The sequence below is a fragment of the Pseudomonas sp. RIT-562 genome (genome assembly GCF_026241895.1).
GTDB classification, from domain to species: domain Bacteria; phylum Pseudomonadota; class Gammaproteobacteria; order Pseudomonadales; family Pseudomonadaceae; genus Aquipseudomonas; species Aquipseudomonas mandelii_F.
Genome location: NZ_JAPJIV010000022.1, coordinates 68,208 through 93,833 on the forward strand (window position 1 = coordinate 68,208; position 25,626 = coordinate 93,833).

Annotated in this window: 28 protein-coding genes, 4 tRNA genes and 1 pseudogene; 14 read left to right on the plus strand and 19 right to left on the minus strand. The window is 58.1% G+C overall.

Annotation, left to right across the window (positions count from 1 at the left end):
• Positions 1–165: 165 nt before the first annotated feature.
• The 7 genes from clpX to ORL50_RS22915 all read right to left on the minus strand — a co-directional run bounded on the left by clpX (position 166) and on the right by ORL50_RS22915 (position 4,480).
• On the minus strand, positions 166–1,449 hold the full coding sequence (clpX, locus tag ORL50_RS22885; RefSeq protein WP_007946893.1) for an ATP-dependent Clp protease ATP-binding subunit ClpX: 1,284 nt from the start codon (positions 1,447–1,449) through the stop codon (positions 166–168).
• Between the two features lie 112 nt (positions 1,450–1,561).
• Positions 1,562–2,197 carry an ATP-dependent Clp endopeptidase proteolytic subunit ClpP gene (gene clpP / locus ORL50_RS22890; protein WP_122839346.1) on the minus strand — a complete coding sequence of 212 codons (636 nt, stop codon included), beginning with the start codon at positions 2,195–2,197 and terminating at the stop codon, positions 1,562–1,564.
• A gap of 92 nt (positions 2,198–2,289) precedes the next feature.
• Entirely contained in the window at positions 2,290–3,600 is a 1,311-nt protein-coding gene (gene tig / locus ORL50_RS22895) for a trigger factor (RefSeq protein WP_266018260.1), read from the minus strand.
• 402 nt (positions 3,601–4,002) lie between these two features.
• Positions 4,003–4,078 (minus strand) — tRNA-His (locus ORL50_RS22900).
• Positions 4,079–4,152: 74 nt separating this feature from the next.
• Positions 4,153–4,237, minus strand: a tRNA-Leu gene (locus ORL50_RS22905).
• Positions 4,238–4,294: 57 nt separating this feature from the next.
• A tRNA-His gene (locus ORL50_RS22910) sits at positions 4,295–4,370 on the minus strand.
• A 33-nt stretch (positions 4,371–4,403) separates the two neighbouring features.
• Positions 4,404–4,480 (minus strand) — tRNA-Arg (locus tag ORL50_RS22915).
• 275 nt (positions 4,481–4,755) lie between these two features.
• Between ORL50_RS22915 and folD the strand changes: the two genes are divergently transcribed.
• Both folD and pbpG read left to right on the plus strand, forming a co-directional pair.
• The gene (folD, locus tag ORL50_RS22920) at positions 4,756–5,610 is read left to right on the plus strand and encodes a bifunctional methylenetetrahydrofolate dehydrogenase/methenyltetrahydrofolate cyclohydrolase FolD (RefSeq protein WP_266018262.1); all 855 of its coding nucleotides are present in this window, start codon (positions 4,756–4,758) and stop codon (positions 5,608–5,610) included.
• Between the two features lie 238 nt (positions 5,611–5,848).
• Positions 5,849–6,787 carry a D-alanyl-D-alanine endopeptidase gene (gene pbpG / locus ORL50_RS22925; RefSeq protein ID WP_266018264.1) on the plus strand — a complete coding sequence of 313 codons (939 nt, stop codon included), beginning with the start codon at positions 5,849–5,851 and terminating at the stop codon, positions 6,785–6,787.
• Between the two features lie 52 nt (positions 6,788–6,839).
• Here the strand turns inward: pbpG and ORL50_RS22930 are convergent, their stop codons facing one another.
• The 3 genes and pseudogenes from ORL50_RS22930 to ORL50_RS22940 all read right to left on the minus strand — a co-directional run bounded on the left by ORL50_RS22930 (position 6,840) and on the right by ORL50_RS22940 (position 8,082).
• Entirely contained in the window at positions 6,840–7,040 is a 201-nt protein-coding gene (locus tag ORL50_RS22930; protein WP_266018266.1) for a hypothetical protein, read from the minus strand.
• A 17-nt stretch (positions 7,041–7,057) separates the two neighbouring features.
• A complete protein-coding gene (locus tag ORL50_RS22935) occupies positions 7,058–7,264 on the minus strand; it encodes a DUF6021 family protein (protein ID WP_266018268.1) in 207 nt (68 codons plus the stop codon).
• Between the two features lie 90 nt (positions 7,265–7,354).
• Positions 7,355–8,082 (minus strand): annotated as a pseudogene (locus ORL50_RS22940) (peptidase C39 family protein).
• Positions 8,083–8,261: 179 nt separating this feature from the next.
• On the opposite strand from ORL50_RS22940, the gene ORL50_RS22945 reads away from it, so the two are divergent.
• Positions 8,262–8,405, plus strand: coding sequence for a hypothetical protein (locus ORL50_RS22945; RefSeq protein ID WP_266018344.1), 144 nt, complete (start codon positions 8,262–8,264; stop codon positions 8,403–8,405).
• A gap of 70 nt (positions 8,406–8,475) precedes the next feature.
• On the opposite strand, the gene ORL50_RS22950 is transcribed toward ORL50_RS22945, so the two are convergent.
• Positions 8,476–9,225 carry a TerC family protein gene (locus ORL50_RS22950; protein ID WP_266018272.1) on the minus strand — a complete coding sequence of 250 codons (750 nt, stop codon included), beginning with the start codon at positions 9,223–9,225 and terminating at the stop codon, positions 8,476–8,478.
• Positions 9,226–9,253: 28 nt separating this feature from the next.
• On the minus strand, positions 9,254–9,496 hold the full coding sequence (locus ORL50_RS22955) for a hypothetical protein (protein WP_266018274.1): 243 nt from the start codon (positions 9,494–9,496) through the stop codon (positions 9,254–9,256).
• Between the two features lie 142 nt (positions 9,497–9,638).
• On the opposite strand from ORL50_RS22955, the gene nhaR reads away from it, so the two are divergent.
• Positions 9,639–10,538, plus strand: coding sequence for a transcriptional activator NhaR (gene nhaR, locus ORL50_RS22960; RefSeq protein ID WP_266018275.1), 900 nt, complete (start codon positions 9,639–9,641; stop codon positions 10,536–10,538).
• Between the two features lie 4 nt (positions 10,539–10,542).
• On the opposite strand, the gene ORL50_RS22965 is transcribed toward nhaR, so the two are convergent.
• Positions 10,543–11,697 carry an MFS transporter gene (locus ORL50_RS22965; protein ID WP_266018276.1) on the minus strand — a complete coding sequence of 385 codons (1,155 nt, stop codon included), beginning with the start codon at positions 11,695–11,697 and terminating at the stop codon, positions 10,543–10,545.
• 259 nt (positions 11,698–11,956) lie between these two features.
• Here ORL50_RS22965 and sstT point away from each other — a divergent pair, with 259 nt between their 5' ends.
• Positions 11,957–13,189, plus strand: coding sequence for a serine/threonine transporter SstT (sstT, locus tag ORL50_RS22970; protein WP_266018278.1), 1,233 nt, complete (start codon positions 11,957–11,959; stop codon positions 13,187–13,189).
• 146 nt (positions 13,190–13,335) lie between these two features.
• On the opposite strand, the gene ORL50_RS22975 is transcribed toward sstT, so the two are convergent.
• Positions 13,336–13,845: a DUF1993 domain-containing protein gene (locus ORL50_RS22975; protein WP_266018280.1), complete on the minus strand. Its 510-nt coding sequence runs from the start codon at positions 13,843–13,845 to the stop codon at positions 13,336–13,338.
• Positions 13,846–13,996: 151 nt separating this feature from the next.
• On the opposite strand from ORL50_RS22975, the gene ORL50_RS22980 reads away from it, so the two are divergent.
• Together ORL50_RS22980 and ORL50_RS22985 are read left to right on the plus strand one after the other, a co-directional pair.
• Positions 13,997–15,190, plus strand: a complete 1,194-nt coding sequence (locus ORL50_RS22980; RefSeq protein ID WP_266018282.1) for a GAF domain-containing sensor histidine kinase — start codon at positions 13,997–13,999, stop codon at positions 15,188–15,190.
• Positions 15,191–15,232: 42 nt separating this feature from the next.
• On the plus strand, positions 15,233–15,880 hold the full coding sequence (locus ORL50_RS22985; protein ID WP_266018284.1) for a YceH family protein: 648 nt from the start codon (positions 15,233–15,235) through the stop codon (positions 15,878–15,880).
• A 26-nt stretch (positions 15,881–15,906) separates the two neighbouring features.
• Here ORL50_RS22985 and ORL50_RS22990 read toward each other — a convergent pair whose 3' ends face one another.
• Complete coding sequence (locus ORL50_RS22990; protein ID WP_266018286.1) at positions 15,907–16,725, minus strand: shikimate 5-dehydrogenase; 819 nt, start codon at positions 16,723–16,725, stop codon at positions 15,907–15,909.
• A 244-nt stretch (positions 16,726–16,969) separates the two neighbouring features.
• Here ORL50_RS22990 and ORL50_RS22995 point away from each other — a divergent pair, with 244 nt between their 5' ends.
• The 3 genes from ORL50_RS22995 to ORL50_RS23005 all read left to right on the plus strand — a co-directional run bounded on the left by ORL50_RS22995 (position 16,970) and on the right by ORL50_RS23005 (position 18,062).
• Positions 16,970–17,350: a hypothetical protein gene (locus ORL50_RS22995; RefSeq protein WP_266018287.1), complete on the plus strand. Its 381-nt coding sequence runs from the start codon at positions 16,970–16,972 to the stop codon at positions 17,348–17,350.
• 234 nt (positions 17,351–17,584) lie between these two features.
• Complete coding sequence (locus tag ORL50_RS23000) at positions 17,585–17,779, plus strand: hypothetical protein (protein WP_247292838.1); 195 nt, start codon at positions 17,585–17,587, stop codon at positions 17,777–17,779.
• 100 nt (positions 17,780–17,879) lie between these two features.
• Entirely contained in the window at positions 17,880–18,062 is a 183-nt protein-coding gene (locus ORL50_RS23005; protein WP_266018290.1) for a hypothetical protein, read from the plus strand.
• On the opposite strand, the gene ORL50_RS23010 is transcribed toward ORL50_RS23005, so the two are convergent.
• From ORL50_RS23010 to ORL50_RS23025, 4 genes are all read right to left on the minus strand, one after another.
• Positions 18,059–19,120 carry an AI-2E family transporter gene (locus ORL50_RS23010; protein ID WP_266018292.1) on the minus strand — a complete coding sequence of 354 codons (1,062 nt, stop codon included), beginning with the start codon at positions 19,118–19,120 and terminating at the stop codon, positions 18,059–18,061. The two genes, ORL50_RS23005 and ORL50_RS23010, sit on opposite strands and share 4 nt — an antisense overlap.
• A 307-nt stretch (positions 19,121–19,427) precedes the next feature.
• A complete protein-coding gene (locus ORL50_RS23015) occupies positions 19,428–19,970 on the minus strand; it encodes a hypothetical protein (protein WP_266018294.1) in 543 nt (180 codons plus the stop codon).
• A gap of 222 nt (positions 19,971–20,192) precedes the next feature.
• Complete coding sequence (locus tag ORL50_RS23020) at positions 20,193–20,423, minus strand: hypothetical protein (RefSeq protein ID WP_266018296.1); 231 nt, start codon at positions 20,421–20,423, stop codon at positions 20,193–20,195.
• Positions 20,424–20,512: 89 nt separating this feature from the next.
• The gene (locus tag ORL50_RS23025) at positions 20,513–21,229 is read right to left on the minus strand and encodes a FadR/GntR family transcriptional regulator (RefSeq protein ID WP_266018298.1); all 717 of its coding nucleotides are present in this window, start codon (positions 21,227–21,229) and stop codon (positions 20,513–20,515) included.
• A gap of 78 nt (positions 21,230–21,307) precedes the next feature.
• Here ORL50_RS23025 and ORL50_RS23030 point away from each other — a divergent pair, with 78 nt between their 5' ends.
• The 4 genes from ORL50_RS23030 (at position 21,308) to ampC (ending at position 25,550) form a co-directional block, all read left to right on the plus strand.
• Positions 21,308–21,628: a hypothetical protein gene (locus ORL50_RS23030; protein WP_266018346.1), complete on the plus strand. Its 321-nt coding sequence runs from the start codon at positions 21,308–21,310 to the stop codon at positions 21,626–21,628.
• Complete coding sequence (locus ORL50_RS23035; protein ID WP_266018300.1) at positions 21,519–22,853, plus strand: MFS transporter; 1,335 nt, start codon at positions 21,519–21,521, stop codon at positions 22,851–22,853. Before ORL50_RS23030 ends, ORL50_RS23035 begins: the two co-directional genes overlap by 110 nt.
• A gap of 22 nt (positions 22,854–22,875) precedes the next feature.
• Positions 22,876–24,219 (plus strand): glucarate dehydratase, encoded by a 1,344-nt coding sequence (gene gudD / locus ORL50_RS23040; protein WP_266018302.1) that lies wholly within the window; start codon positions 22,876–22,878, stop codon positions 24,217–24,219.
• Between the two features lie 164 nt (positions 24,220–24,383).
• Complete coding sequence (gene ampC / locus ORL50_RS23045) at positions 24,384–25,550, plus strand: class C beta-lactamase (protein ID WP_266018304.1); 1,167 nt, start codon at positions 24,384–24,386, stop codon at positions 25,548–25,550.
• Positions 25,551–25,626 lie beyond the last annotated feature (76 nt).

A 25,626-nucleotide genomic window follows, 5' to 3' on the forward strand; every position in this document is an offset into this window, starting at 1 on the left:
GCCATAAGGCCGTAAACAGATGGAAGTAAGCTTGAAACCAAGATGGGGGCTACTTTCGAAAAAAACAAGCTGATTAAAAAACCGCTTAAAAGATCGCAGCCTTCGGCAGCTCCTACAAAAGCAAAGGGGCCCGAAGGCCCCTTCTTTGTTCCAGCTGCGCGACGCTTAAGCGTCTGGCGCGGCCTTGGCAGCCGGCTCACTGTTTTCGTAGATATACAGTGGCTTGGACTTGCCTTCTATCACGCTTTCGTCGATCACCACTTTGCTCACCTCGGACTGCGAGGGGATTTCGTACATGGTGTCGAGCAGTACACCTTCGAGAATCGAGCGCAGTCCACGGGCACCGGTTTTGCGTTCCAGGGCACGTTTGGCAACCGATTTCAGTGCGTCAGCCCGGAACTCCAGGTCAACACCTTCCATCTCGAACAGCTTGGCATACTGTTTGGTCAGAGCATTTTTCGGCTCGGTGAGAATCTGCATCAACGCAGCCTCATCCAGCTCGTCCAGCGTAGCAAGTACCGGCAGACGACCGACGAATTCCGGGATCAGACCGAACTTGACCAGATCGTCAGGCTCGACTTCACGCAGGGACTCACCGACTTTCTTGCCTTCTTCCTTGCTGCGCACTTCGGCGTTGAAGCCGATGCCACCTTTGGTGGAACGGTTCTGGATGACTTTCTCCAGACCGGAAAACGCACCGCCGCAGATGAACAGGATGTTACGGGTGTCGACCTGAAGGAATTCCTGCTGCGGATGCTTGCGACCACCTTGTGGTGGAACGGAAGCAACCGTGCCTTCGATCAACTTGAGCAAAGCCTGCTGCACGCCTTCACCGGAAACGTCCCGGGTGATCGACGGGTTGTCGGACTTGCGCGAGATCTTGTCGATCTCATCGATGTAGACAATGCCCATCTGAGCCTTTTCCACGTCGTAATCGCACTTCTGCAACAACTTCTGAATGATGTTCTCGACATCTTCACCTACGTAACCCGCCTCGGTGAGGGTGGTGGCGTCGGCGATGGTGAACGGAACGTTCAGCAAGCGGGCAAGTGTTTCGGCAAGCAGGGTCTTACCCGAGCCTGTCGGGCCGATCAGCAGGATGTTGCTCTTGCCGAGTTCGACGTCGTCGTTCTTTTTGTCGCGCTGGTTCAGACGCTTGTAGTGGTTGTACACCGCTACGGCCAGAACCTTTTTCGCACGCTCTTGACCAATCACATATTGATCAAGGATGCCGCTGATTTCTTTAGGCGATGGCAATTTATGCGCGCTGCTTTCAGCCTGGGCTTCCTGCACCTCCTCACGGATGATGTCGTTGCACAGGTCGACGCACTCGTCGCAAATAAAGACCGAGGGACCGGCAATCAATTTGCGCACTTCATGCTGGCTTTTGCCACAGAAGGAGCAATAAAGCAGTTTGCCGTTGTCCTCGCCGTTGCGGGTGTCAGTCATTCGATCGATCCAAATCCGATAGGCTTGCAACACAAGATGAAGGCTATTGCGGGCTTTTTCAAGTCCGCAAGTGATCAGACAGGCTGACCAGCCTCATTTTGAGCTGCTTATTTTAAGCTGGGCGCTGGGCGATCACTTCATCGATCAGCCCGTAAGCACGCGCGGCTTCCGCACTCATGAAGTTATCGCGGTTGGTATCGCGCTCGATTTCTTCAAGGGTGTGCCCGCTGTGCTTGGCCATCAGCGTATTGAGGCGCTCGCGAATGAACAGGATTTCCTTGGCATGGATTTCGATATCCGAAGCCTGGCCCTGGAAACCGCCCAGTGGCTGGTGAATCATCACGCGCGAGTTCGGCAGGCAGAAACGCTTGCCAGGAGCACCGGCCGTCAGCAGGAATGCGCCCATGCTGCAGGCTTGTCCGATGCAGGTGGTCGACACGTTCGGCTTGATGAACTGCATGGTGTCGTAGATCGACATGCCTGCAGTGACCGAACCGCCTGGGGAGTTGATGTAGAGATGGATGTCCTTGTCCGGGTTTTCCGCTTCAAGGAACAGCAGCTGCGCACAGATCAGGTTAGCCATGTAGTCCTCTACCGGGCCAACCAGAAAAATCACGCGCTCCTTGAGGAGACGCGAATAGATGTCATAGGCGCGCTCGCCACGAGCGGATTGCTCGACAACCATCGGGACCAAGCCGCCTGCGGCCTGGATATCAGAGTTCTGCTGAATATAAGAATTACGGAACATGCTCTGCAGTCGCTCCCAAATAGTTATGTCTTGAATACACATAAGCCAGCACGAAGGCTGGCTTATGTGTGTACTTCTTAGCGCAAAAACGATCAGTCGGCTTGTGCAGCTTCTACCGGCTTGACTGCTTCTTCGTAAGAGACCGATTTGTCGGTCACGTTAGCCTTCTGCAGAACAGTATCCACAACTTGTTCTTCCAGCACAACCGAACGAACTTCGTTCAGTTGCTGGTCATTTTTGTAGTACCAGGACACAACCTGCTCAGGTTCCTGGTAGGCCGAAGCCATTTCCTGAATCATTTCGCGAACGCGAGCTTCGTCAGGCTTGAGGTCGAACTGCTTGACCACTTCAGCCACGATCAGACCCAGTACAACGCGGCGCTTGGCTTGTTCTTCGAACAGCTCGGCAGGCAGTTGGTCAGGCTTGATGTTGCCGCCGAACTGTTGAACAGCCTGCACGCGCAGACGGTCAACTTCGTTGGACAGCAGAGCCTTAGGCACTTCGATCGGGTTGGTGGTCAGCAGACCATCCATTACCTGATTCTTGACCTTGGACTTGATGGCCTGACGCAGTTCGCGCTCCATGTTCTTGCGAACTTCGGCGCGGAAGCCTTCCAGACCGGTTTCCTTGATGCCGAATTGAGCGAAGAACTCTTCGTTCAGCTCTGGCAGTTTTGGCTCGGAAACAGTGTTCACGGTAACAGTGAACTCAGCGGTTTTGCCGGCCAGGTCGAGGTTCTGGTAGTCCTCTGGGAAGGTCAGGTTCAGAACGCGCTCTTCGCCGGCTTTAGCGCCAACCAGGCCGTCTTCGAAACCAGGGATCATGCGACCGGAACCCAGCACCAGCTGAGTACCTTTAGCGGAACCGCCAGCGAATACTTCGCCGTCGACCTTGCCAACGAAATCGATGTTCAGCTGATCATCGGTCTGAGCAGCGCGATCGGTTTCTTCAAAGCGGGTGTTCTGCTTGCGCAGCACGTCCAGCATCTTGTCCAGATCAGCATCAGTCACGTCAGCGCTCAGGCGCTCGACAGCGATGCCGTCGAAGCCGGCAACGGTGAACTCAGGGAACACTTCGAAGATGGCTACGTATTCCAGATCTTTGCCAGCTTCCAGGGATTTTGGCTCGATCGAAGGAGCGCCAGCCGGGTTCAGCTTTTGCTCGACCACTGCTTCGTAGAAGGAAGACTGGATCACGTCGCCAACAGCTTCCTGACGGGCATCAGCACCAAAACGGCGCTTGATTTCGCTCATCGGCACTTTGCCTGGACGGAAGCCAGCAATCTTGGCCTTTTGGGCAGTCTGCTGCAGACGCTTGTTGACCTGAGTCTCGATGCGCTCAGCCGGCACGGTGATGCTCATGCGGCGCTCAAGAGCAGAAGTATTTTCAACAGAAACTTGCATGGATATTCCTCGTTGCACAGACGTTGGCCGGCCGTTTCCGACCCCAGAATCAAGGGCATGCATTCTAGTAGGTCAAACTCAAGAAGTCACCCTACTGAAAACGGGTAAAAACGCAGCAGGCAATTTATAGGGGCGGATACATCAATGCATCCCGCCCCGATGGCAAATACGGTCAATCACGCCAAGGCTCTGCGCTAACCCTTCTATATATAGAAGCGGTTGCCGGGCAGACCCCGGACAGCCAACCCTGCGAACAAGGCCGGCGGGCAACGCGGCATCATCGAGAAACATAAATACGACGAAACGCCCCGCTGCTGCGACCCAATACCTGCGGTCGTGAATCACTGGAACCACTGAAACAAAAAAGGCGCCAGACTGTTAAATCTGGCGCCTTTCGAAATATGGGGTGGACGAAGGGGATCGAACCCTCGACAACGGGAGTCACAATCCCGTGCTCTACCAACTGAGCTACGCCCACCATGTAGCATGACAAGTCACCGAAGCTTCCTGTCGAACCCCACTCAAGCCAAGCGGCCTGACTGAAGCATTATTTGGTGCGGATGAAGAGACTCGAACTCTTACGCCTCGCGGCGCTGGAACCTAAATCCAGTGTGTCTACCAATTCCACCACATCCGCGGGTTGAAGCTGTTAAAGCAAAGGCGCCAGACTGTTAATCTGGCGCCTTTTGAAATATGGGGTGGACGAAGGGGATCGAACCCTCGACAACGGGAGTCACAATCCCGTGCTCTACCAACTGAGCTACGCCCACCATATCGCGCTACTTGTGCCAAAGCTGCCTAAATGGCGCACCCGGCAGGACTCGAACCTGCGACCATCCGCTTAGAAGGCGGATGCTCTATCCAGCTGAGCTACGGGCGCCTTGTTAATCTGTACTCTTGGACGACTACAAACTAAGTGCTTTTCAGTCTCGCAGAATCGGAACTCCGCTCAACCTTCTTAACCAGTGCTAGGCTGTGCCCGACAAGTGCGACGAATAGTATAGACCGGCCCAAAGGGCGTCAAATCCTTTTTAAAAAAAATTCATTTAATTAAAGGGGTTAGGGGAATTTGCAGACCAAGCGCCTTTGCCCTCACCTCATGACATGCGAGAATGCGTTCTCTTTTTTTCCCCTCTCGATGGTTAATCACGCGCAATGACTGCACAACTAATCGACGGCAAATCGATCGCCGCCAGCCTGCGCCAGCAGATCGCCAAACGCGTCACTGAGCGTCGCCAGCAAGGCCTGCGCACGCCCGGTCTCGCGGTGATCCTGGTCGGCAGCGATCCTGCCTCTCAGGTTTATGTCTCGCACAAGCGTAAAGACTGTGAAGAGGTCGGCTTCCTATCCCAAGCTTATGACCTGCCTTCAGAAACCACCCAGGAAGCACTCACCGAGCTGATCGATCGCCTCAACGACGACCCGGCAATCGACGGCGTCCTGCTTCAACTGCCCCTGCCGGAGCATCTGGACGCGTCCAAATTGCTGGAGCGCATTCGCCCGGACAAGGACGTGGACGGTTTCCACCCTTACAACGTCGGCCGCCTCGCCCAGCGCATTCCGCTGCTGCGCCCGTGCACTCCCAAGGGCATCATGACCTTGCTGGAAAGCACCGGCGCAGACCTGTACGGCATGAATGCCGTGGTCGTCGGCGCCTCGAACATCGTCGGTCGCCCGATGGCCATGGAACTGCTGCTGGCCGGCTGCACCGTGACTGTCACCCACCGGTTTACCAAGGACCTGGCCGGCCACGTCGGTCGCGCCGATCTGGTGGTGGTTGCCGCAGGCAAGCCAGGACTGGTACGGGGCGAGTGGATCAAGGAAGGCGCGATCGTGATCGACGTCGGCATCAACCGTCAGGATGACGGCAAGCTGGTCGGCGACGTGATCTACGAGACCGCCCTACCCCGCGCCGGCTGGATCACTCCGGTGCCAGGCGGCGTCGGTCCGATGACGCGCGCTTGTCTGCTGGAAAACACTTTGTACGCAGCGGAAACCTTGCATGGCTGATGGCATTTTGTGCCGTGCGTATTAAGTAAACGAACCCCGCCAATGGCGGGGTTTTTTGTGGCCGTCGCATACACCCTACCATTCGCCGGAAACCCGCTGTTTTGTACGTCTTTTCAAGGACTTTCACCTGTTAATTGATCAACCATCGACAGTTCTTCAGCCATACTCCTAAAATGCGTCGGTTTTAAGAAACAGCCCGTTACAAAACGGCTTATCCACCTCTTATGAGTCTGCCAGCGTGAAAATCCGTCTTTCCATCCTGACCCTGGTTTTTGCAGTTACAGGGACATTCATCACGCCAACGGTCAACGCCGCCGAAACCACCTCGGCGCCTCGGGATGCTACCCAACTGAAGATTGCCTCCGGCAGCGCGTTGCTGATGGATATGCAGACCAACAAAGTCATCTACGCCAGCAATCCGGACGTGGTCGTGCCCATCGCCTCAGTCAGCAAACTGATGACTGGCCTGGTGGTGGTTGAAGCGCGCCAGAACATGGACGAATACATTTCCATCAATATCAGCGACACGCCGGAAATGAAGGGCGTGTTCTCCCGGGTCAAGCTCAACAGTGAAATGCCGCGCCGAGAGATGCTGCTGATTGCCCTGATGTCTTCGGAAAACCGCGCCGCCGCCAGTCTCGCTCATCACTACCCAGGTGGTTACGTCGCGTTCATCGCCGCCATGAACGCCAAGGCCAGGGCGCTGGGCATGTCCAGCACGCACTTCGTCGAACCTACCGGCCTGTCCCCGCGCAACGTTTCAACCGCGCGCGACCTGAGCAAACTGCTGGTAGCCGCCCACAAGTACCCGCTGCTGACCACGCTGAGCACCACCAAGGAAAAAACCGTGTCGTTCCGCAAGCCCAACTACACCCTGGGCTTTCGCAACACTGACCATCTGGTAAACAAGCCAAACTGGGACATCCGCCTGACCAAGACCGGCTTCACCAACCAGGCCGGACACTGCCTGGTGCTGGTGACCACCATGGGTAACCGTCAAGTGGCCTTGGTGATCCTCGATGCGTTCGGCAAGTACACCCACTTTGCCGATGCCAGCCGGATTCGCAGCTGGGTAGAGACCGGCAAGGGCGCGAATGTGCCGTCGGTGGCCCTGCAGTACAAATCGGACAAGAACCTGAAAAGCCGTCAAAGCGGCGTGGTCGAAGCCTCCAAATAAATCTGGCCTGACAAAAAGCCCCGATCAATCGGGGCTTTTTATTGCCTAGGGTTCAATCATTTGGCAACGGCATCTGGTCATCATCGGGAATGCCATCGCCCGCGCTCGGGCCACGCTCGGTCGGGGTCACCAGGGGACGAGCCAGCGGATCGCGCTGCAGACTGTCTGGATCCAGGACTGGATCGATGTCGTTATCAGGCGTGGTCGGAACACTGTCCGGACGTTTGTCGTTGAAACTCGAATCGGTAGACATACGCACCTCACGGGAAGTCAGGGTTTCAGGTCACCTAGCGGGTCATAAGGCTTGGCCGGCGCCTTCTCGTCCTTGTTTGGGTCTTTATCCAGCGGCGCGATGGCGGGCCCGACGGGATCCACCTGTGGATCAGCCGCGTCAGGCGAATCAGGATCAAAACCCAGGTCGTCACCGGATGAATGCTCCGATGAGTGCGGGCCTGCGGGAGTATTTGAATGTGCCATGGGCGCCTCCTTGGTCTGGCCCGGAAAATCCGGGCCTTGTACTTCAGAGGGCAGCACCGCGTCACGGTGCCCGGCAGATGACGAACGGGCTTACTGGGCGGCGAGCGCCTTCTTCGCCCGGGCCGCCGCTTGCTCCTGACCAGCCTGGGCCAGATCGTTCGCTGCCTTCAACCAGCGTTGCTGATCGACATTGGCCGGGAGCTGGTCCGGCTTCTGGACCAGCACCGCCCAGCCGCCAGCGCCCTTGAACGCCGACTCGAACGAACTGAAGCTCATCAGCGTCCGGCGGTTCATCCCGGCGCGCAGCAGCACGGTCTGCTTCTGGGTGTTGTAACCGGACAGAATGGCATAGCGCGGTTCAGCCCAGAACGCCGAGCCTTCGGTGAAGCGCACCATCACTGGATAACCCGCTGCTACCTGGGCGAGCAATGCTGGGAGGCTGTCGTCCAGAGGGTAGACCACCAGACCATATTCCCGAGCCAGATTGAGCATGTTCTGCTGCAACTGAGCTTCGGCACCCGGCAGGTGCAGCGGCTTTTCAAGTAACCCTGGAGTGATCGAGATGCCCTGCTGCGACAGCAGGCTGGCGAGCACCTGCGGGCCGCTTTGGTTGGTCTGCCCGCGGTAGAAGGTGCCACTGAGCTCTACCCGTTCCGGCAGCCGCTTGATGTCCGGCGAAACACTCCCGGCACAACCCGCCAAGCCTGCAAGGCTTCCCGCCAGCAGGGCTGCACCGATCATTTGAATAAATACCCGTAGCATCATCACTCTCTTGTTCAAGTGCCGGCAATCGAGCGACCGGCTTGGTCGTCGATCATAGGGCGCGCAACAGCCCCGGTATAGCCTCAAGTAGCAGTTGAGGCGCTTCGATAGAGCGAACTGGTTAGTGACAGGCGACCTTTGGTCAATAGCCTGCAACATGGCAACGGCTAGACTGTCATTTAGCAAGAGTGGTTGCCCGCAGCAGGGCAAAGAGGAGGCACTGATGAGCCTGGCAATGATCATACTGATGCTGGTAACCGGATGGCTGGCCGTGGCCGCCGCCATGCTATGGGGCGTGCTGCGCATTGCTCGTCGCCATCATCACCCGGCGCAACCGGCACCGGTGGCGCAGGCCCGCAAAACCGTCTCCGCACACTGACTTCTGCAGGACTCATAAACAAAAACGGCCGCCTGATCTGCAGGCGGCCGTTTTTTGTTTTCAACGCTGTTTACGCTTCAGCGGGTACCCGCTTCTGCTTGGCCCGGCGCGACATCATGTTCAGGCACTCGATCGTTGCCGAGAACGCCATGGCTGCATACACGTAGCCTTTCGGCACATGGGCGCCGAAGCCTTCGGCGATCAGCGTCATGCCGATCATGATCAGGAAGCCCAGCGCCAGCATCACCACCGTCGGGTTGTCGTTGATGAACTTGGCCAGGGGATCAGCCGCCAGCAACATCACCAGCACCGACACCACCACCGCGATGATCATGATCGGCAAATGCTCGGTCATGCCGACAGCGGTAATGATGCTGTCGATGGAGAACACCATGTCCAGCATCAGGATCTGCCCGATCGCCGCAGCGAAGCCCAATGTCACGGTGGAAGTCGCCGACTTCGGATCTTCTGGCGCCGGGTCCATGCTGTGATGGATCTCGGTGGTCGCCTTCCATAACAGGAACAGGCCGCCGGCGATCAGGATCATGTCTTTCCAGGAGAACGCGTGGCCGAGAATCTCGATCACCGGCGCCGTCAACTGGACGATGAACGCGATGGTGCTCAACAGTGCCAGGCGCAGGATCAACGCCATGCCGATACCGATGCGGCGCGCTTTCTGCCGATGCTGCTCGGGCAGTTTGTTGGTCAGAATCGAGATGAAGATCAGGTTATCGATGCCGAGCACGATCTCCATCACCACCAATGTAGCCAGGGCGACCCAGGCGGTAGGGCTTGCAGCAAGTTCTAAAAGATATTCCATGGGTCAGTCCTGACGGGTGTGAGACGGTTTAAATTTCCTGGGACGAAGATTCGCGCTCTTCGCTATCTTCGGCCGACGATTCTTTTTTGCTGATCAAGCCGCCGGTGGCATCACTGATCGCCTGTTCGGCGGCCTTGTGCGTATCGTCGATGGCCTGCTTGGCGGTCTCGGCAGCCTTGCCCATCAACTGCTGGGCGCTTTTTTCGGCCTGGTCGCAACCGGCCAGGAGCAGAAGGGACGCGACTAGCAGCGCCGTGGTTTTAAGCTTCATGGTGTTTCCTCGTTAGAACAAACGCAGCCGTTGCAGTGGCCCGTTGATAGCGTCGCATTCTAGGGAAGGAGACACTTCAGGAAAATTCGTATTTTTGCCTGGTATACTTCGGTTTTTACGAAGTTATGCAGGAAAATCAAGCATGCTTAATTACCGTCAACTGCATTATTTCTGGGTGGTCGCTAAAACCGGGAGCATCGTGCGCGCCTGCGAACAGCTGAACCTGACGCCTCAAACCATCAGCGGACAGATTTCGCTGCTGGAGCAAACCTACGGCATCGAGTTGTTCCAGCGAGTGGGCCGGCAGCTGGAACTCACCGAAGCCGGGCGCCAGACCCTGCCCTTCGTCGAGCAGATGTTTCAGCTTGGCGGCGAACTCGAGTTGATGCTGCGCGCTCAGCCCAATGAGCAACAGATCCTGTTTCGGGTGGGGGTTGCAGACGTGGTGCCCAAATCCATCGTCTACCGCCTGATCGCACCGACCATGGAGTTGAGCGAGCCGATGCGTATCACCTGCCGCGAAGACAAACTCGAACGCCTGCTCGCCGACCTGGCGATCCAGCGCCTGGACCTGGTGATCTCCGACAGTCCCATGCCCTCGCACCTCGACATCAAGGGCTACAGCCAGAAACTCGGTGAATGCGGCATCAGCTTCTTCGCCACTGCGCAATTGGCGACGTTATACGGTCAGGATTTTCCCCGCAGCCTGCATGGCGCCCCACTGTTAATTCCCGGGCCGGAAACCGTGGTGCGCAGTCGCCTGCAGCGCTGGTTCGCCGAGCAGCAGATCCAACCAAGAATTGTCGGTGAGTTCGATGACAGCGCCCTGATGCAGGCCTTCGGCCAATCCGGGAGCGGGATTTTCATCGGCCCCAGCGTGATTGCCGATGAAGTGAAGCGCCAATATGGCGTGGAGCTGATTGGTCAGACGGACGCCGTCACCGAGTCGTTCTACGCCATCTCGGTGGAGCGCAAGGTCAAGCACCCCGGTATCGTTGCGATTACCGAAGGTGCTCGACGCGAGCTGTTTACCGGGGTTTAAAACCTCAGGCGCAGACTTCCCGGGGTTTGAAGGTCATCAGCGCGATGGCCAGCAGGATCGACGCAAGGATAAACGCCGCCCCGGCGAACCCCAGGCCTTGCAGGCCGACGCTGTCGATCACACGTCCGCCGACCATGGCGCCCAGGCCGATGCCGAGGTTGGCCCCGGCGATGTTCAGCGACGCGGCAAACGCCGGCGCTTCGGGTGCGGCCTTCATCAGGCGCACATGGCTGACCAGGAACAATGCAGCCTGGGTGACGCCCCAGATGCCCATTGCCGCCGCCAGGCCCAGGGTGGAATGAATGTTCGGCACCAGCGTCACCATGCCGGCAATCATGAATGCACAGAACATCACCGAAGCAATCAGCGGATGGCGATCCACGGCACGGCCACCCAGGGAGTTACCGATCAGGCCGACTGCGCCGAAGCCCATCAGGCACCAGCCGACCAGGGTGCCGTTGAAGCCGGCAAGGCGCTCGAGGATGTCCGCTAAGTAGGTGTAGGCGGTAAACATGCCGCTGAACACGAGGATCGACAGCAGCACATGCCCGATCATCAACGGGCTGCGCAGGATCTTGAACTGCGACCGGAAACTCACCTGGTGCTGGTGCAGGCTGGTTTTCGGCAGGTAGATGAACAGCAGCAACGCCTTGGCAAACGCGATGACCGCCAGAATGCCAAAGGCACTGCGCCAGCCGAACCCATCGGAAATCAACGTCCCGACCGGGATGCCGAACACTGTGGCGCAGACGATGCCAAAGCCGATCTTGGCGATGGCCCGCCCGGCGAAGTCAGGGCCAACGATGTCCACCGCCGTTTCACTGGCCAGTGCCCAGAACACCGGTAGCCCCAACGCCGGAATCAGGCGCGCAGCAGCCATGACCCAGATGTTCGGCGCAAACGCGGCGAGGGTGTTGGCCAGGCCGAACATGATCAGCACCGAGATAAACAGTTTGCGCCGTTCAAACCGGGCGAAGTACGCCGTGAGGAACGGGCCGAACGCCGCGACTGTGAAGGCGAACAGGGTCACCAGCAGACCCGCTTGCGGAATGGTAACGGCCAGGTCTCGAGCGATCGCCGGCAGCAGGCCGACGATGATGAACTCCGTGGTCAGCACGGTGAAACCGGCGGCCGACAACAGAAGGATGGGCAACAGCATGCAGAACTCCAGGAAAACGACGACACCAGTGCTGGCCCGGAGGCCCACTGGCAGAACTTGAAAATGAGGATGGGCAATCCTAACAGAAGTGTCCGGACACCGGGTTGCACGAACCTGCAAATCCGGTTGAACATCCTGGCGGCAGATCGTCACAGGTCTGAAGGATCCAGCCTACGCTGTGATAAAGTCCGCGCCCCGCGATACGTACACCCTATTCATCGGCCAGCCCGCACCTAAAAAAATCAGAGATGCCCGCTTTATGACCGCCTCATCCCCTTCCCTGCTGCACCGCCTGAAAAGCACCGGACTGGTCACGCAAATCATCATCGGCCTGATCGCCGGGATTGCCCTGGCGCTGCTCGCGCCGGACCTGGCCAAGTCCACCGCGTTCATCGGCAAAGTCTTCGTTTCGGCCCTGAAGGCAGTCGCGCCAATTCTGGTCTTCGTGCTGGTCATGGCGTCCATCGCCAACCACAAGCACGGCCAGGAAACCCATATCCGCCCGATCCTGTTCCTGTATCTGCTGGGCACCTTCGCCGCAGCAGTGGTCGCAGTCGTCGCCAGCATGATGTTCCCGTCGAGCCTGGTGCTCTCCACCCACGACGTGGCCGTGACGGCACCGGGAGGTATCAGCGAGGTGCTGCAAAGCCTACTGTTGAGTGTGGTGGACAACCCGGTCAGCGCGTTGATGAACGCCAACTTCATCGGCATCCTGGCCTGGGCGATCGGCATGGGCATCGCCATTCGTCACGCCGGCGACACCACGCGTGAAGTGCTGGGTGATCTCTCCAACGGCGTAACCCTGATTGTGCGCGTGGTAATCCGCTTCGCCCCGTTGGGGATCTTCGGCCTGGTCGCCTCGACCCTTGCCACCTCGGGTTTTGGCGCACTGGTCGGCTACCTGCACCTGCTGGCCGTGCTTCTGGGCTGCATGCTGTTCGTGGCGCTGGTGATGAACCCAGCCATCGTCTACTGGAAACTGCGGCGCAATCCTTACCCGCTGGTGCTGATGTGCCTGCGTGAAAGCGGCATCACGGCCTTTTTCACCCGCAGCTCGGCGGCGAACATTCCGGTCAATCTGGAACTGAGCAAGCGCCTGGGCCTGCACGAAGATACCTACTCGGTCTCGATCCCACTGGGTGCGACGATCAACATGGCCGGCGCGGCGATCACGATTACCGTGCTGACCCTGGCGGCCGTACATACGCTGGGCATTGCCGTGGATATACCGACAGCCATTCTGCTCAGCGTGGTCGCGGCGATCTGCGCCTGCGGCGCTTCGGGGGTGGCGGGTGGTTCGCTGTTGCTGATCCCGCTGGCCTGCAGCCTGTTCGGCATCCCGAGCGAGATCGCGATGCAGGTAGTGGCGGTCGGTTTTATCATCGGGGTGATTCAGGATTCGGCGGAGACTGCGTTGAATTCGTCGACGGATGTTTTGTTTACGGCGGCGGCTTGCCTGGGTGAAGAAGAGAAGGCTCAGCGCCTGGCTTAAAGATTAAAAGATCGCAGCCTTCGGCAGCTCCTACAGGCTGAACAAAAATCCCATGTAGGAGCTGCCGCAGGCTGCGATCTTTGCCTTTAAAAACAAAAAGCCCGCCAAGGCGCGAACCTTGGCGGGCTTTTTTGTGCCTGGGCGGCTTAGAACGCGCCCATGTAATCGCGCTTGCCCACTTCCACACCGTTATGACGCAGCAAGGCGTAAGCGGTAGTCACGTGGAAGAAGAATTGCGGCAAGCCGTAAGTCAGCAGGTATGCCTGGCCGCTGAAGCGCTTCTCTTTAGGTGTGCCCGGACGAGTCACGATCTCGATACCTTCCTGGCCATTGATCTGCTCAGGCTTGATCTCGCCGATGTAGCCCAGGACCTTGGTCAGCAGCGCTTGCAGCTCGGCAAAAGTGGTTTCGCTGTCTTCGTACTTCGGCACTTCAACCTCGGCCAGGCGCGAAGAAACGCCTTTGGCGAAATCAACGGCGATCTGCACCTGGCGCACCAGCGGGAACATGTCCGGGAACAGGCGAGCTTGCAGCAATGCGTTTGGATCGATGTTCTTGGCGGTAGCGTGGGCTTCGGCCTTGTGCAAAACGTCGCTCAGGGCGGTGAGCATTTGCTTGAAAACCGGGATGGAAGCGTCGTACAGGGAAATGGTCATGGCAGTCTCGTGTGATGACAGGAGGGAAACGTGGGGGCGATTATAGCCTTGGAACGGATCGGCACGCTGATGTGCCTGCGCGAGTGTCCATTGGCCACGTTGTCCAATAAGGGATAATCTCAGGACACATTCCCGCGCAGTCCTCAGGCTCATGACCCATCCGGATTTCACCACAGACATAAACGCCATCGGCAATATTGAAGCGGTGCCAGTGATACTGAGCATGGTCAAGCACCTCACCGGCATGCGTTTTGCTGCGGTTGCCCGGGTAACCGAAGCAAAGTGGGTTGCCTGCGCGGTCGATGACTCCATCGATTTCGGCCTGAAACCCGGTGGCGAACTGGTGCTTGAATCAACTATTTGTCACGAGATCCGCCAGCACCGCAAACCCGTGATTTTCGGCCATGCCAGCCAACACCCGATCTTTTCCCTGCACCACACGCCCCGCACCTATGGCCTCGAAAGCTACATTTCCGTACCGATCGTGCAGGCCAACGGCGATTTTTTTGGCACCCTGTGCGCCATCGACTCGATCCCGGCCAATCTCGACGAGCCGGCGATCGCCAAGACACTCACCCTCTTCGCACAGCTGATAGCGATGAGCCTTGATTCTCAGACCCATCTGGAGATCACCAAAGAGGCGCTGCTCGCCGCTCAGGAACATGGCCGGCTGCGTGAGCAATTTGTCGCCGTGCTAGGGCATGACCTGCGCACTCCGCTCAGCGCTATTCGCATGAGTGCCGACCTGCTGGAGACCAAGGTCGAGGACAAACGCTCTTTGGGCCTCATATCCGCGATCCGCAATAGCTCTACGCGCATGGGCGTGCTGATCGAAAACGTCCTCGATTTCGCCAGGGGGCGCATGGGTGGAGGGATTCCGGTCAAGCGCCAGCTGGTCGACGACCTCGGACGTACGGTGAAGCTGACTCTGGAAGAAATCCAGGCTTCGCATCCCAATTTGCAGTTGATTCACTCGCTGGATGTACCGGGCGCCATCTATTGCGATGCCTTGCGCATCAGCCAGCTGGTGTCGAACCTGCTGGGCAATGCGGTCACCCACGGCAGCAGCGCCGCCCCCGTCAGTGTCAGGGTCTACCCCGAAGCCGATGAGCTGGTGATCTCGGTCGCCAACCAGGGCCCGCCGATTTCACCGGCATTGATGCCCTTACTGTTCGAACCCTTCACGCGCGCCGAGGCGGGCCAACGGGGCGAAGGCTTGGGATTAGGCTTGTATATCGCTGCGCAAATTACCACCGCACACAACGGAAACCTGAGCGTCACCTCGACGCTGGAATCGGGAACTTGCTTTACCGCAAGATTCCCGGCTCGATTCAAATGGGGATAAGTCGTGGTTGCCGACCCGACTGCCAATTAGGGATAGAAAAAAATGAGCATTGAACAACCAACGACCGTCGATGAACCGCGGCTCAACAGCACGGAAATCCGCATCCTCGGATCGCTGATCGAAAAACAGGCCACCAGCCCGGAAACGTATCCGCTGACCCTCAACGCCCTGGTGATTGCCTGCAACCAGAAAACCAGCCGCGAGCCAGTAATGAACCTCACCCAGGGCCAGGTGGGCCAGAGCCTGCGCGCCCTGGAAGGCCGCGGCTTTACCAAACTGGTGATGGGCAGTCGCGCCGACCGCTGGGAACATAAAATCGACAAGGCGCTGGAGCTGGTGCCGGCTCAGGTAATCCTCGCAGGGCTGTTGTTCCTGCGCGGTCCGCAAACGGTCAATGAGCTGCTGACGCGCAGCGGCCGCATGCATGATTTCGAGGATGCCGAACAGGTGGTGCACCAGCTGGAGCGTCTGATCGCCCGCGGGCTGGCGCTGCTGATTCCACGCCAGGCCGGGCAACGCGAAGATCGCTACATGCATGCGCTGGGCGATCCGGCGGATATCGAAGTGATCCTCGCCGCACGGCACAACCCTGTTGAGCGCGGCTCGAGCAACGGCGTGTCGGTGGAAAGGATCGAAGAACTTGAAGCGCGGATTGCGGCGCTGGAAGAGCGGTTGGCGCGGTTGGAATAAACGCCACAATCGCGTGAAATCAAGCGTCAGCTACGGGCAAACTCCACCGCCAGGCGAAACTGCTCATCCGTCGGTCGCACGCCGGTGTACAGCACAAACTGCTCCAGCGCCTGGATGGCAATCACTTCAAGCCCGGTGATCACTCGCTTACCCTCGGCACGTCCGCGCACGATCAGCGGCGTTTCCGAGGGGATCGCCACCACGTCGAAGATGGTTTGCGCGTGCTCAATCGCATCTGCCGCAAAAGCCAACTGCCCGGCTTCCGGGCCACCGTTCATGCCAATCGGCGTGACATTGATCAGCATCTGCGGGCGTTGATCCCCCAGCTCTGCCTGCCATTCATAACCCAGGGACTGCGCCAGAGCCCTCCCGGCCTGTTCGTTGCGGGCAACAATCAGGCCGTTGGAGTAACCGCCATCGCGCAACGCACTCGCCACCGCCTTGGCCATCCCGCCGCTGCCGCGCAAGGCGAAGGTCGAATCCCTGGGCACCTGGTGAGTCTCCAGCAACTGCGCAATGGCGATGTAATCGGTGTTGTAGGCCTTGAGATGGCCATTGGTGTTGACGATGGTATTGATCGACTGGATGGCCGCCGCCGAGGCGTCCAGCTCATCGACCAGGGCGATGCAGGCTTCCTTGAACGGCATGGAGACGCCACAGCCACGGATGCCCAAGGCACGGATGCCGCCCACCGCACCTGTCAGGTCCTGACTGCTGAACGCCTTGTAGTAGAAATTCAGCCCCAATTGCTCGTACAGATGATTGTGAAATCGCAGGCCAAAATTACCCGGCCGTGCTGAAAGGGACATGCACAGTTGGGTATCTCGGTTGGGGTTCATCTGCATGAAAAAATCTCCATCAAGTGCACTTTCAGATGGACGGGATTGGCCACTCCATCCAGTTCTGATCGATCATTAAGGCCAGCGTTCGCCTGGGAACGGGACCGTCGGAAGCCGGTACAGACCTTACACAAAATTTACCCAGCGGCTGTGCTGATTTTGCACAAAGTGCTGTCTTAGATGTATCCCCGCGACGATCCTTGAGTCTATTGCAGACGCAAGCGCCGGGTCGAAGAACCGAGGAATTATCATGATCCGTAAAATCTCCACAGTGGCCTTGCTGATCGGCGCTCTCGCTGTCACAGGGCAATCACAGGCCCATGGCGGTGGTGGCGGTTGGCAAGGTCCAGCGGTATTCGGTGCGATTGTGGGCTCGGCCATCGTCGGTTCGGCCCTGATCAACGCCAATCGCCCGGTTTACGTGCAGCAGCCGGTGTACGTCCAGCCCCAGCCGGTGTATGTGCAACAACCGCCGCCACCGGTTTATTACCAGCCGGCGCCGGTGTACGTGCAACAACCGGTCTATTATCAGCCAGCCCCGGTGTACTACGGTCCGCCCCGTGGCTACTACGGCCCACCTCGCGGCTATTACGGCCCGCCCCGTGGTTATCACGGCGGCCCGCACTACTGACGGACCCATCAGGCCCCGCTTAAAGCGGGGCTTTTTTTTGGGGCCGTTGATCGGTGCAGGTCTGGATCGATCTCGTTGGGGTCGCTGTCGGAACAATGTTTGCAAACAAAACCGGCAAGATTGACTCGAACCGCTTCCCCCACTTTGGGTATACCGGTCATATTTATGTCATGTCAGGTCCGCAAGCTTGGGCCTGTCCGCCAATAACAGGTTGATAACAACAAGGACGACCTAATGCCCACACAGAATCCGCACCGCAATGTCGGCCTCTGCACCTCAAGCAAGGTGTATGACACCCTCACCGAACTCAAGCACCTGGAGGGCCACCGCAGCGCCAAGTTTCTCTCGTTGCTCGCCGAAAACCTGGTACGCAAGGGACTGCTCAACGAGCAGGAAGTGGTGCATATGCTCGACCTGGTGGTCGACTGAGCCCCAGACTCACTGGCGTCAATGACGACTATCGAAAGCGTTGATTGTTCCTGTCGGCGTCGGGTCCGTAAGGTAGCCCCATCGATTGATGGAGGTACTTATGTCCCAGGTTCAGATCATGTCCGTAATTGGCAGTGCAGTCCCCGCTCCCTTGCGAGAGCTGGGCCTGCTGGCTTGCTGGTACCTTGTGCAGGACGGCGAGCCGATCAGTGGCCCGCTGACTTCCCTGCCGGCGGCCCAGGCCTTGTCGCAGCGTATCGACCAGGGCCGCTGGAGTGCTTAAGGCAACTGCACCCGCGGCTTGGTTTCACTGAAGATCGCCCAGCTCGACATGAACAGCGCGGCGATCAGCGGCCCAATCACAAAGCCGTTGAGGCCAAAGACTGCCATACCGCCCAGGGTTGAAATCAGGATCATGTAGTCTGGCATCTTGGTGTCCTTGCCCACCAGGATCGGACGCAGCACGTTGTCCACCAGGCCGATCACGAACACTCCGAACAATGCGAGCACTACGCCCTGCCAGATCGCCCCGGTCAGCAGGAAGTAGACCGCTACCGGTCCCCAGACGATCCCTGCGCCCACCGCTGGCAACAGCGACAAGAACGCCATGAGCACCGCCCAGAGCAACGCGCTCGGGATATCCAGGAACCAGAAGATCAGCCCGCCCAACGCGCCCTGCGTCACTGCGACCAACAGGTTGCCCTTGACCGTTGCACGCACCACTCGATTGAACTTGAGCTGCAGTCGACGTTTCTGGTGTTCCTGCAACGGCACCGCTGCTCGAATCTTGCGCGCCAGTTCAGGGCCATCGCGCAGGAAGAAGAACAGCAGGTAGAGCATGATGAAAAAGCTCACGATGAATTCAAACGTGCCCTGGCCAAAACTGAACGCCTGGCTGGCCAGCACCTGGCCGCCCGTCATCGCACTCTTCACCAGTTTTTCCCGCAGGCCGTTCAATTCGCCCATGCCGGTGCGGTCCAGCAGGTGCTGGAAATACATGGGCAGGCTGTGCTTGAACTGCGCCACGTAGGCCGCGATATCCAGCTCGCCGCTCTCGACGCTCTTGTAAAATACCGCGCCTTCCTGCACCAGCAAGGCGCTGATGATGATCACCGGCAAAATCGCGATCACCAGACAGATTCCCAGAGTGCACAGCGAGGTGACATTGCGCTGCCGGCCAAATCTCAGCTGCAACCGTCGCTGCAATGGCGCAAAGACGATCCCCAGAATCACCGCCCAAAATACTGCACCGTAAAATGGCAGCAGGATCCAGATGAAGGCGGCGGTCACCACGAACAGCAATATCACCAGCGATTTATTCTGTAGCGTCTTTTCGTTCATGTCCGATCCATGTCAGTCCACAGGCCGCAAGTGCGCGACCTGATGCTTAGTCCGCCACGGTTCGCGCGAGTGCCATCCGTTTGTTGATTAAGCATAGATGGTGATCAGATGAGTTCCTCTCGCAACATCCCTGCAAACACCTCTCGCGCCGGATCGAAGCCGACGTTTCGCGCCACATCGCGCCTGCGTCGCTTGTCGGGGCTAATTGGCAATGGTGTCGGCAATAGGGTCGGTCGGCAACGGGGTCAGAACGCAAATAGCTACTGCTGCATGCGCTTGACCCCCACCTGATGGGCGCTGGAGTCTGTTATTGGTTTTCGATGCTTATATTATTCAACGTTATCTTTACGTGCGGCGCATTATACTTAAGCGGTTTTTTTACCCACTCATCCTCTATCATTGCCAGATAAGTTCCATCCCCACGATCTTTCTTGGGAACCGCAAGCAGGAAATTGAACAGTTCATCCAAGTCATCGAACACAGTGTCTGGATCCATGCGCTGTTGCACAGAACCGCCTTTCAAACTCTGCATGTATATCGTTGCGTCGTCGGCTTGCCAATCAGATGGTGTAAGAGATACCCCTTTTAAATATATGAAAAACTTACATGCTTCGTCACTGGTTTCAAGCCCGTATTCGTGGCCAATGCCAATCCATTGCCCCTGCTGCTTACCGGCAGCGACGTTGATTTTGTACGTACCGTCCGGGGCGTAATAGAATCGAAATAGCAGTGGCTCGGTGGGCTTGCGCTGAGTCGCCACCGACGCTGGACCTATGGAAGCAGAAACCAGAGTCACTGGGCGCCCATGAATACTCATCGTTGCAGTAAAAGATTGATATTGTTCAGCCATGATTAACATCCTTGTATTTAACAGTGATTGTGCCAACTCTTCGGCACCGGACCACGATAACAACTGACCTGTGAAAAACAAACGTCTCACACCTGACACTTGTTACAGCGCTTTAATCAATGCTATTAATCTTGCTCAATGATTTCCTCTGGCATCTTATAAATGAAGAGAGCCCGACACACTGATGCCAGGCTCCCGACTGAACAAGCGACTGGGTTCTTTCTACCTTCTGTCATCAGACAGCGGGGTAGGCTCATCTGCGGGTGGCACATCTTCGTCCGCAGTTGGGTCCATCCAGTCTTCAGGTCTGTCAGCATCGGCCTCGGCCGGGTCCCGCGAAGGGTCCATGCCGGGAGGAGCATCGTGATCCATCAACGGCTCGTCCGTGCCGGGCATGGGTCTGGTGGGATCGGTGTTGGGAGTGCCACCGGGAAAGGTCGATTCGTTAGCCATGACGCACCTCATTGATGAGGTCCAGCAAATCTGGGCCGTACTCTTTGGAAAAGCACGTGACACACGCGTGCTGTCGGCAAGACGGACGGTCAGGTGTGGTCGGCGAGAAAGCGGTCGCGGCTATTGGTCAGGTGTAGCCACATGGCGGCCCGAGCTGCATCGGCGTCCTGACGCTTGATGGCGTTGAGAATTGCCTCGTGCTCGAGATTGGCCAGCAATCCCAGTTTGCTCAGATCCGCCGCGCCGCGTTCGGCGGCGTTGACCCGGGTTCGAGGGATCATCGCGCTGCCCAGGTGCTGCATGATTTCGCTGAAGCAGGCATTGCCGGTGGCCTCGGCGATCAGCAGGTGAAAGCGCCTGTCGGCTTCGACGCAACTGTCCTGATTTGCCAGGAGGCGCTGGTAATCGTCCAGCGCTTCGCGCATCTGAGCCAACTGCTGATCGGATCGGCGAATGGCTGCCAAAGCCGCAGCCTGGGTTTCCAGGCCCATTCGCAGCTCCAGGATGCTGCGCACGCCCAGCGCCGTATCGACATTCAATCGCAGGCCCTGCTGCGTTTCGCGCTGCAGCACAAAGGTGCCGATACCATGGCGTGTCTCTACGTAACCCGATGCCTGCAGCTTGGAAATCGCCTCGCGCACCACCGTGCGACTGACCCCGTGCTCCTGCACGATCGAGTTCTCCGAAGGCAGTTTGTCTCCAGGCTGCATCTGCCCCAGCAGGATGCTCTGGGTCAGCTTGGCAACCAGGTCATGGGCCAGGTTATGGGTGCGCTTGCGGGCAGGCGCGTCGAAGTCTTCTTGCATGGGCTCATCCGAAAGCGGAACTGCGGCAATCGTAGCACTGCGGTCGTAGGGAATCTCTTGAAACAGCGAGCCACTTGTATGACAACACTCAACAATCTTCGAAAAATTCGCTTTTTTCAGGGCCAGCCCATAGAAGAATCAACGGACTCACCAGCTATTAATCTCCATTTTTATGGGCGAAACGCCTTGCACGTCAAAAAAAAGCAGTTGTATGATGTCTATCAACAACGCAGCACCCGCCACACCCCGCATAAAAATAATCAGTGGGAGAAAATCAGTGAAATCATCCATGAACGGGATACACGAGGGCGCCGATCCGGTCCTGAGTTCCGCTATCTCAAAAGTCAAACGCCACGTTTTACCGCTGTTCGTCATCATGTTCATCGTCAACTACATTGACCGGGTGAACATCGGCTTCGTCCGCGCCCACATGGAACACGACCTGGGCATCGGCGCTGCCGCCTACGGCCTCGGTGCCGGCCTGTTCTTCATCGGCTACGCGCTGTTCGAAGTCCCCTCCAATATCCTCCTGCAAAAAGTCGGCGCACGTATCTGGCTGACCCGCATCATGCTGACGTGGGGCCTAGTGGCCGCGTGCATGGCGTTCATCCAGAACGAAACGCACTTCTACATCCTGCGGTTCCTGCTGGGCGTAGCCGAAGCCGGATTTTTTCCCGGAGTGATCTATTACTTCACCCGCTGGCTACCGGGCGTGGAGCGCGGCAAGGCTATTGCGATCTTCCTCAGCGGGTCGGCGATTGCTTCGCTGATCTCCGGCCCACTGTCCGGGCTACTTCTGCAAATCAACGGATTGGGGATGCACGGCTGGCAATGGATGTACTTCATTGAAGGCATGTTCTCCGTGTGCCTGTGCGTGTTTGTGTGGTGCTGGCTGGACTCCAAACCCCATGACGCCAAATGGCTGAGCCGCAGCGAACAGGATGCATTGGTCAAGGCCATCGACGATGAGCAATTGGCGCGCGAAGCGGCGACTCCGATCAAGCCGTCACTGGGCAAATTGCTCAAGGACCGCCAGATCATCCTGTTCTGCGTGATCTACTTCTTTATCCAGCTGACTATCTACGCCGCAACATTCTGGCTGCCAAGCATCATCAAGAAGATGGGCGACCTGAGCGACATTCAGGTCGGCTTGTTCAACTCGATCCCGTGGTTGCTCTCGATCATCGGCATGTACGTCTTCGCTTCCCTGTCAGCCAGATGGAAACACCAGCAAGCCTGGGTTGCCGCCGCGCTGCTGATAGCCGCCGCCGGGATGTTCATGTCGACCACAGGCGGGCCAATTTTTGCCTTCGTGGCGATCTGTTTTGCGGCGCTGGGTTTCAAATCGGCCTCGTCACTGTTCTGGCCAATTCCCCAGGCCTATCTGGATGCGCGGATCGCTGCCGGAGTGATTGCGCTGATCAACTCGGTGGGCAACCTCGGCGGTTTTGTCGCACCCACTACCTTCGGCCTGTTGGAGGAGCACACCGGTTCGATCCAGGGCGGGCTGTACGGCCTGGCCGCCACCTCGATTATCGCCGCGATCATCGTCTTTGCCGCCCGCAACAAACCCAAGCCTGCACCTGACGTAACACTGGGCAAACCAGCGCCCAACCACGCCTGAACACGCTTACAAGGATAAAAAGATGAACGCACAAGAACGCGTAAAAACCCCGATCATCACCAGCATGCAAGTGGTTCCCGTGGCCGGTCACGATGGCATGCTGCTCAATCTGAGCGGCGCCCATGGCCCTTTTTTCACGCGCAACATCGTGATCCTCAAGGACAACGCCGGGCACACCGGAGTCGGCGAAGTGCCGGGGGGCGAGCGTATTCGCCAGACGCTGGAGGACGCTCGGGCGCTGGTAGTGGGCAGTCCGATTGGCACTTACCAGAAGATTCTCAATCAGGTGCGCCAGACGTTTGCTGACCGCGATGCCGGTGGTCGGGGTTTGCAGACCTTCGATCTGCGCATCACTATCCACGCGGTGACCGGCCTGGAAGCCGCGCTGCTTGACCTGCTCGGCCAGCACCTGGAGGTGCCGGTTGCCGCCCTGCTCGGTGAGGGTCAGCAGCGCGATGAAGTGAAGATGCTCGGATATCTGTTTTACCTGGGGGATCGCAATGCAACAGACCTGGCCTATCGTAGCGAGCCAGACGCGGATAACGACTGGTTCCGCCTGCGACATGAACAAGCCATGAGCACCGACGCCGTGGTTCGCCTGGCCGAGGCGGCCCATGCGCGATACGGATTTAAAGACTTCAAGCTCAAGGGCGGGGTGCTGTCAGGCGATGCGGAGATCGAAGCCGTGACGGCCCTGGCTGAACGCTTTCCTGAGGCGCGTATTACCCTCGATCCCAATGGCGCCTGGTCGTTGAAAGAAGCCATTCGCCTGTGCCGGGATCAACATCATGTGCTGGCGTACGCCGAGGACCCCTGCGGAGCGGAAAACGGTTATTCCGGTCGTGAGGTGATGGCTGAATTCCGCCGCGCCACGGGACTGAAAACCGCCACCAATATGATCGCCACAGACTGGCGGGAGATGGGTCATGCGATCCAGTTGCAGTCGGTGGATATTCCTCTTGCCGACCCGCACTTCTGGACGATGCAGGGCTCGGTCCGGGTGGCGCAGATGTGCCATGAGTGGGGCCTGACCTGGGGCTCGCATTCCAATAATCACTTCGATATTTCCCTGGCGATGTTCACCCATGTCGCGGCAGCGGCGCCGGGCGATATCACTGCGATCGACACTCACTGGATCTGGCAGGATGGCCAACGCCTGACCAAGGCGCCGCTGCAGATTGTCGGCGGGTGCGTGCAGGTGCCGAAGAAACCAGGGTTGGGGGTCGAGTTGGATGAGGACCAACTGGCCAAGGCACATGAGCTTTATAAAGGCATGGGATTAGGAGCGCGGGATGACAGCGTGGCGATGCAGTTCCTGATTCCAGGTTGGACGTTCGACAACAAGCGGCCTTGTCTGGTGCGTTAGGTTCTTTCCTCGCGCCTCTGTAGGAGTCTGGCTTGCCAGCGATGGCGTCCGCGAGATCGTCATCGCCGGCAAGACACGTCGCCCCACAATCAAGTTCGCTCCCACAGGATTCATTCCCCACCCAGCAGGTACACTGTCCAAAAAACCAAGGACAGCCTGCCCTCATGCATACCTCCAGCCTCAGAAAAACCCTGGCCTGCAGCACATTCGGACTCCTCCTCGCCACCACTCACTGCATCGCCGCCAGCCCCGCCGATCAACAGATCGAAGCGACCGTAAAGGACGCCGTCACTCCCGTCATGCAGCAACAAAACATCGCGGGCATGGCAGTCGCCGTCACTTACAAGGGCCAGGCGCATTACTTCAACTTCGGCGCAGCCTCCAGGGAAACCGGCAAGGCGGTCACTGAAAACACCTTGTTCGAGATAGGCTCAGTCAGCAAAACCTTCACCGCGACTCTCGCAGCCTACGCCGAGGCCAGCGGCAAACTGTCCCTGTCGACAAAATCCAGCCAGATTCTCCCGACGTTGCGCGGCAGCGCTTTCGACAACATCAGCGTGCTGCAACTGGGCACCTACACTGCCGGTGGCCTGCCGTTGCAGTTCCCTGAAAATTCAGACTCGCCAGACAAGATGCTCGGCTATTTCCAGCAGTGGAAACCAACCTACGCCGCCGGCAGTCATCGACAATATTCGAACCCGAGCCTGGGCCTGTTTGGCTATCTGGCAGCGCAAAGCATGGGAGCGCCGTTTGACCAGGTGATGCAACAGACTTTGCTCCCGAAACTGGGGCTGTCCCATACCTGGCTCCAGGTGCCCCAGGCCGAAATGCCGCTGTACGCCCAAGGCTACAACAAAGAGGATAAACCGGTCAGGGTCGGCCCGGGAGCCCTGGATTCAGAGGCGTATGGGGTGAAAACCAGCGCCGTCGACATGCTGCGCTATGTCGAGGCAAACATGCGACCGACGCAGCTGGACGCACCGCTGCAGCAGGCGATCGCCACCACCCACACCGGTTACTACAGCGTCGGCAACATGACTCAGGGACTGGGTTGGGAGCTTTACCACTACCCCATCACTCTCGACCAGTTGATGGCGGGAAACTCAACGGAAATGGCGATGCAGGCGCATGAAGTTCGCTGGCTCAACCCACCACAACGTCAGTCGCAGAACACGCTATTCAACAAAACCGGATCGACGGGCGGCTTTGGTGCCTACGTGGTGTTCGTGCCCTCTATCGACGCTGGAGTCGTTATCCTGGCGAACAAGAACTTCCCGATTGCGGACCGAATCAAAATCGCTCACTCGATTATGAGCGTGTTGGCGCCTTGATCGAAAACTACCGTATCGGGTAACCCAAAATGGGCGAGCCGTGAAGGTCGCCCATTTTAGAAACCCAGGCTTGGCC

Excerpts from the sequence above, each read along its gene's own strand:
- clpX (WP_007946893.1), bottom strand. The coding sequence starts at position 1,449 with ATGACTGACACCCGCAACGGCGAGGACAACGGCAAACTGCTTTATTGC.
- clpP (WP_122839346.1), bottom strand. The coding sequence starts at position 2,197 with ATGTTCCGTAATTCTTATATTCAGCAGAACTCTGATATCCAGGCCGCA.
- tig (WP_266018260.1), bottom strand. The coding sequence starts at position 3,600 with ATGCAAGTTTCTGTTGAAAATACTTCTGCTCTTGAGCGCCGCATGAGC.
- folD (WP_266018262.1), top strand. The coding sequence starts at position 4,756 with ATGACTGCACAACTAATCGACGGCAAATCGATCGCCGCCAGCCTGCGC.
- ORL50_RS22930 (WP_266018266.1), bottom strand. The coding sequence starts at position 7,040 with ATGTCTACCGATTCGAGTTTCAACGACAAACGTCCGGACAGTGTTCCG.
- ORL50_RS22935 (WP_266018268.1), bottom strand. The coding sequence starts at position 7,264 with ATGGCACATTCAAATACTCCCGCAGGCCCGCACTCATCGGAGCATTCA.
- ORL50_RS22945 (WP_266018344.1), top strand. The coding sequence starts at position 8,262 with ATGATCATACTGATGCTGGTAACCGGATGGCTGGCCGTGGCCGCCGCC.
- ORL50_RS22950 (WP_266018272.1), bottom strand. The coding sequence starts at position 9,225 with ATGGAATATCTTTTAGAACTTGCTGCAAGCCCTACCGCCTGGGTCGCC.
- ORL50_RS22955 (WP_266018274.1), bottom strand. The coding sequence starts at position 9,496 with ATGAAGCTTAAAACCACGGCGCTGCTAGTCGCGTCCCTTCTGCTCCTG.
- nhaR (WP_266018275.1), top strand. The coding sequence starts at position 9,639 with ATGCTTAATTACCGTCAACTGCATTATTTCTGGGTGGTCGCTAAAACC.
- ORL50_RS22965 (WP_266018276.1), bottom strand. The coding sequence starts at position 11,697 with ATGCTGTTGCCCATCCTTCTGTTGTCGGCCGCCGGTTTCACCGTGCTG.
- sstT (WP_266018278.1), top strand. The coding sequence starts at position 11,957 with ATGACCGCCTCATCCCCTTCCCTGCTGCACCGCCTGAAAAGCACCGGA.
- ORL50_RS22975 (WP_266018280.1), bottom strand. The coding sequence starts at position 13,845 with ATGACCATTTCCCTGTACGACGCTTCCATCCCGGTTTTCAAGCAAATG.
- ORL50_RS22980 (WP_266018282.1), top strand. The coding sequence starts at position 13,997 with ATGACCCATCCGGATTTCACCACAGACATAAACGCCATCGGCAATATT.
- ORL50_RS22985 (WP_266018284.1), top strand. The coding sequence starts at position 15,233 with ATGAGCATTGAACAACCAACGACCGTCGATGAACCGCGGCTCAACAGC.
- ORL50_RS22990 (WP_266018286.1), bottom strand. The coding sequence starts at position 16,725 with ATGCAGATGAACCCCAACCGAGATACCCAACTGTGCATGTCCCTTTCA.
- ORL50_RS22995 (WP_266018287.1), top strand. The coding sequence starts at position 16,970 with ATGATCCGTAAAATCTCCACAGTGGCCTTGCTGATCGGCGCTCTCGCT.
- ORL50_RS23000 (WP_247292838.1), top strand. The coding sequence starts at position 17,585 with ATGCCCACACAGAATCCGCACCGCAATGTCGGCCTCTGCACCTCAAGC.
- ORL50_RS23005 (WP_266018290.1), top strand. The coding sequence starts at position 17,880 with ATGTCCCAGGTTCAGATCATGTCCGTAATTGGCAGTGCAGTCCCCGCT.
- ORL50_RS23010 (WP_266018292.1), bottom strand. The coding sequence starts at position 19,120 with ATGAACGAAAAGACGCTACAGAATAAATCGCTGGTGATATTGCTGTTC.
- ORL50_RS23015 (WP_266018294.1), bottom strand. The coding sequence starts at position 19,970 with ATGGCTGAACAATATCAATCTTTTACTGCAACGATGAGTATTCATGGG.
- ORL50_RS23020 (WP_266018296.1), bottom strand. The coding sequence starts at position 20,423 with ATGGCTAACGAATCGACCTTTCCCGGTGGCACTCCCAACACCGATCCC.
- ORL50_RS23025 (WP_266018298.1), bottom strand. The coding sequence starts at position 21,229 with ATGCAAGAAGACTTCGACGCGCCTGCCCGCAAGCGCACCCATAACCTG.
- ORL50_RS23030 (WP_266018346.1), top strand. The coding sequence starts at position 21,308 with ATGACAACACTCAACAATCTTCGAAAAATTCGCTTTTTTCAGGGCCAG.
- ORL50_RS23035 (WP_266018300.1), top strand. The coding sequence starts at position 21,519 with ATGAACGGGATACACGAGGGCGCCGATCCGGTCCTGAGTTCCGCTATC.
- gudD (WP_266018302.1), top strand. The coding sequence starts at position 22,876 with ATGAACGCACAAGAACGCGTAAAAACCCCGATCATCACCAGCATGCAA.
- ampC (WP_266018304.1), top strand. The coding sequence starts at position 24,384 with ATGCATACCTCCAGCCTCAGAAAAACCCTGGCCTGCAGCACATTCGGA.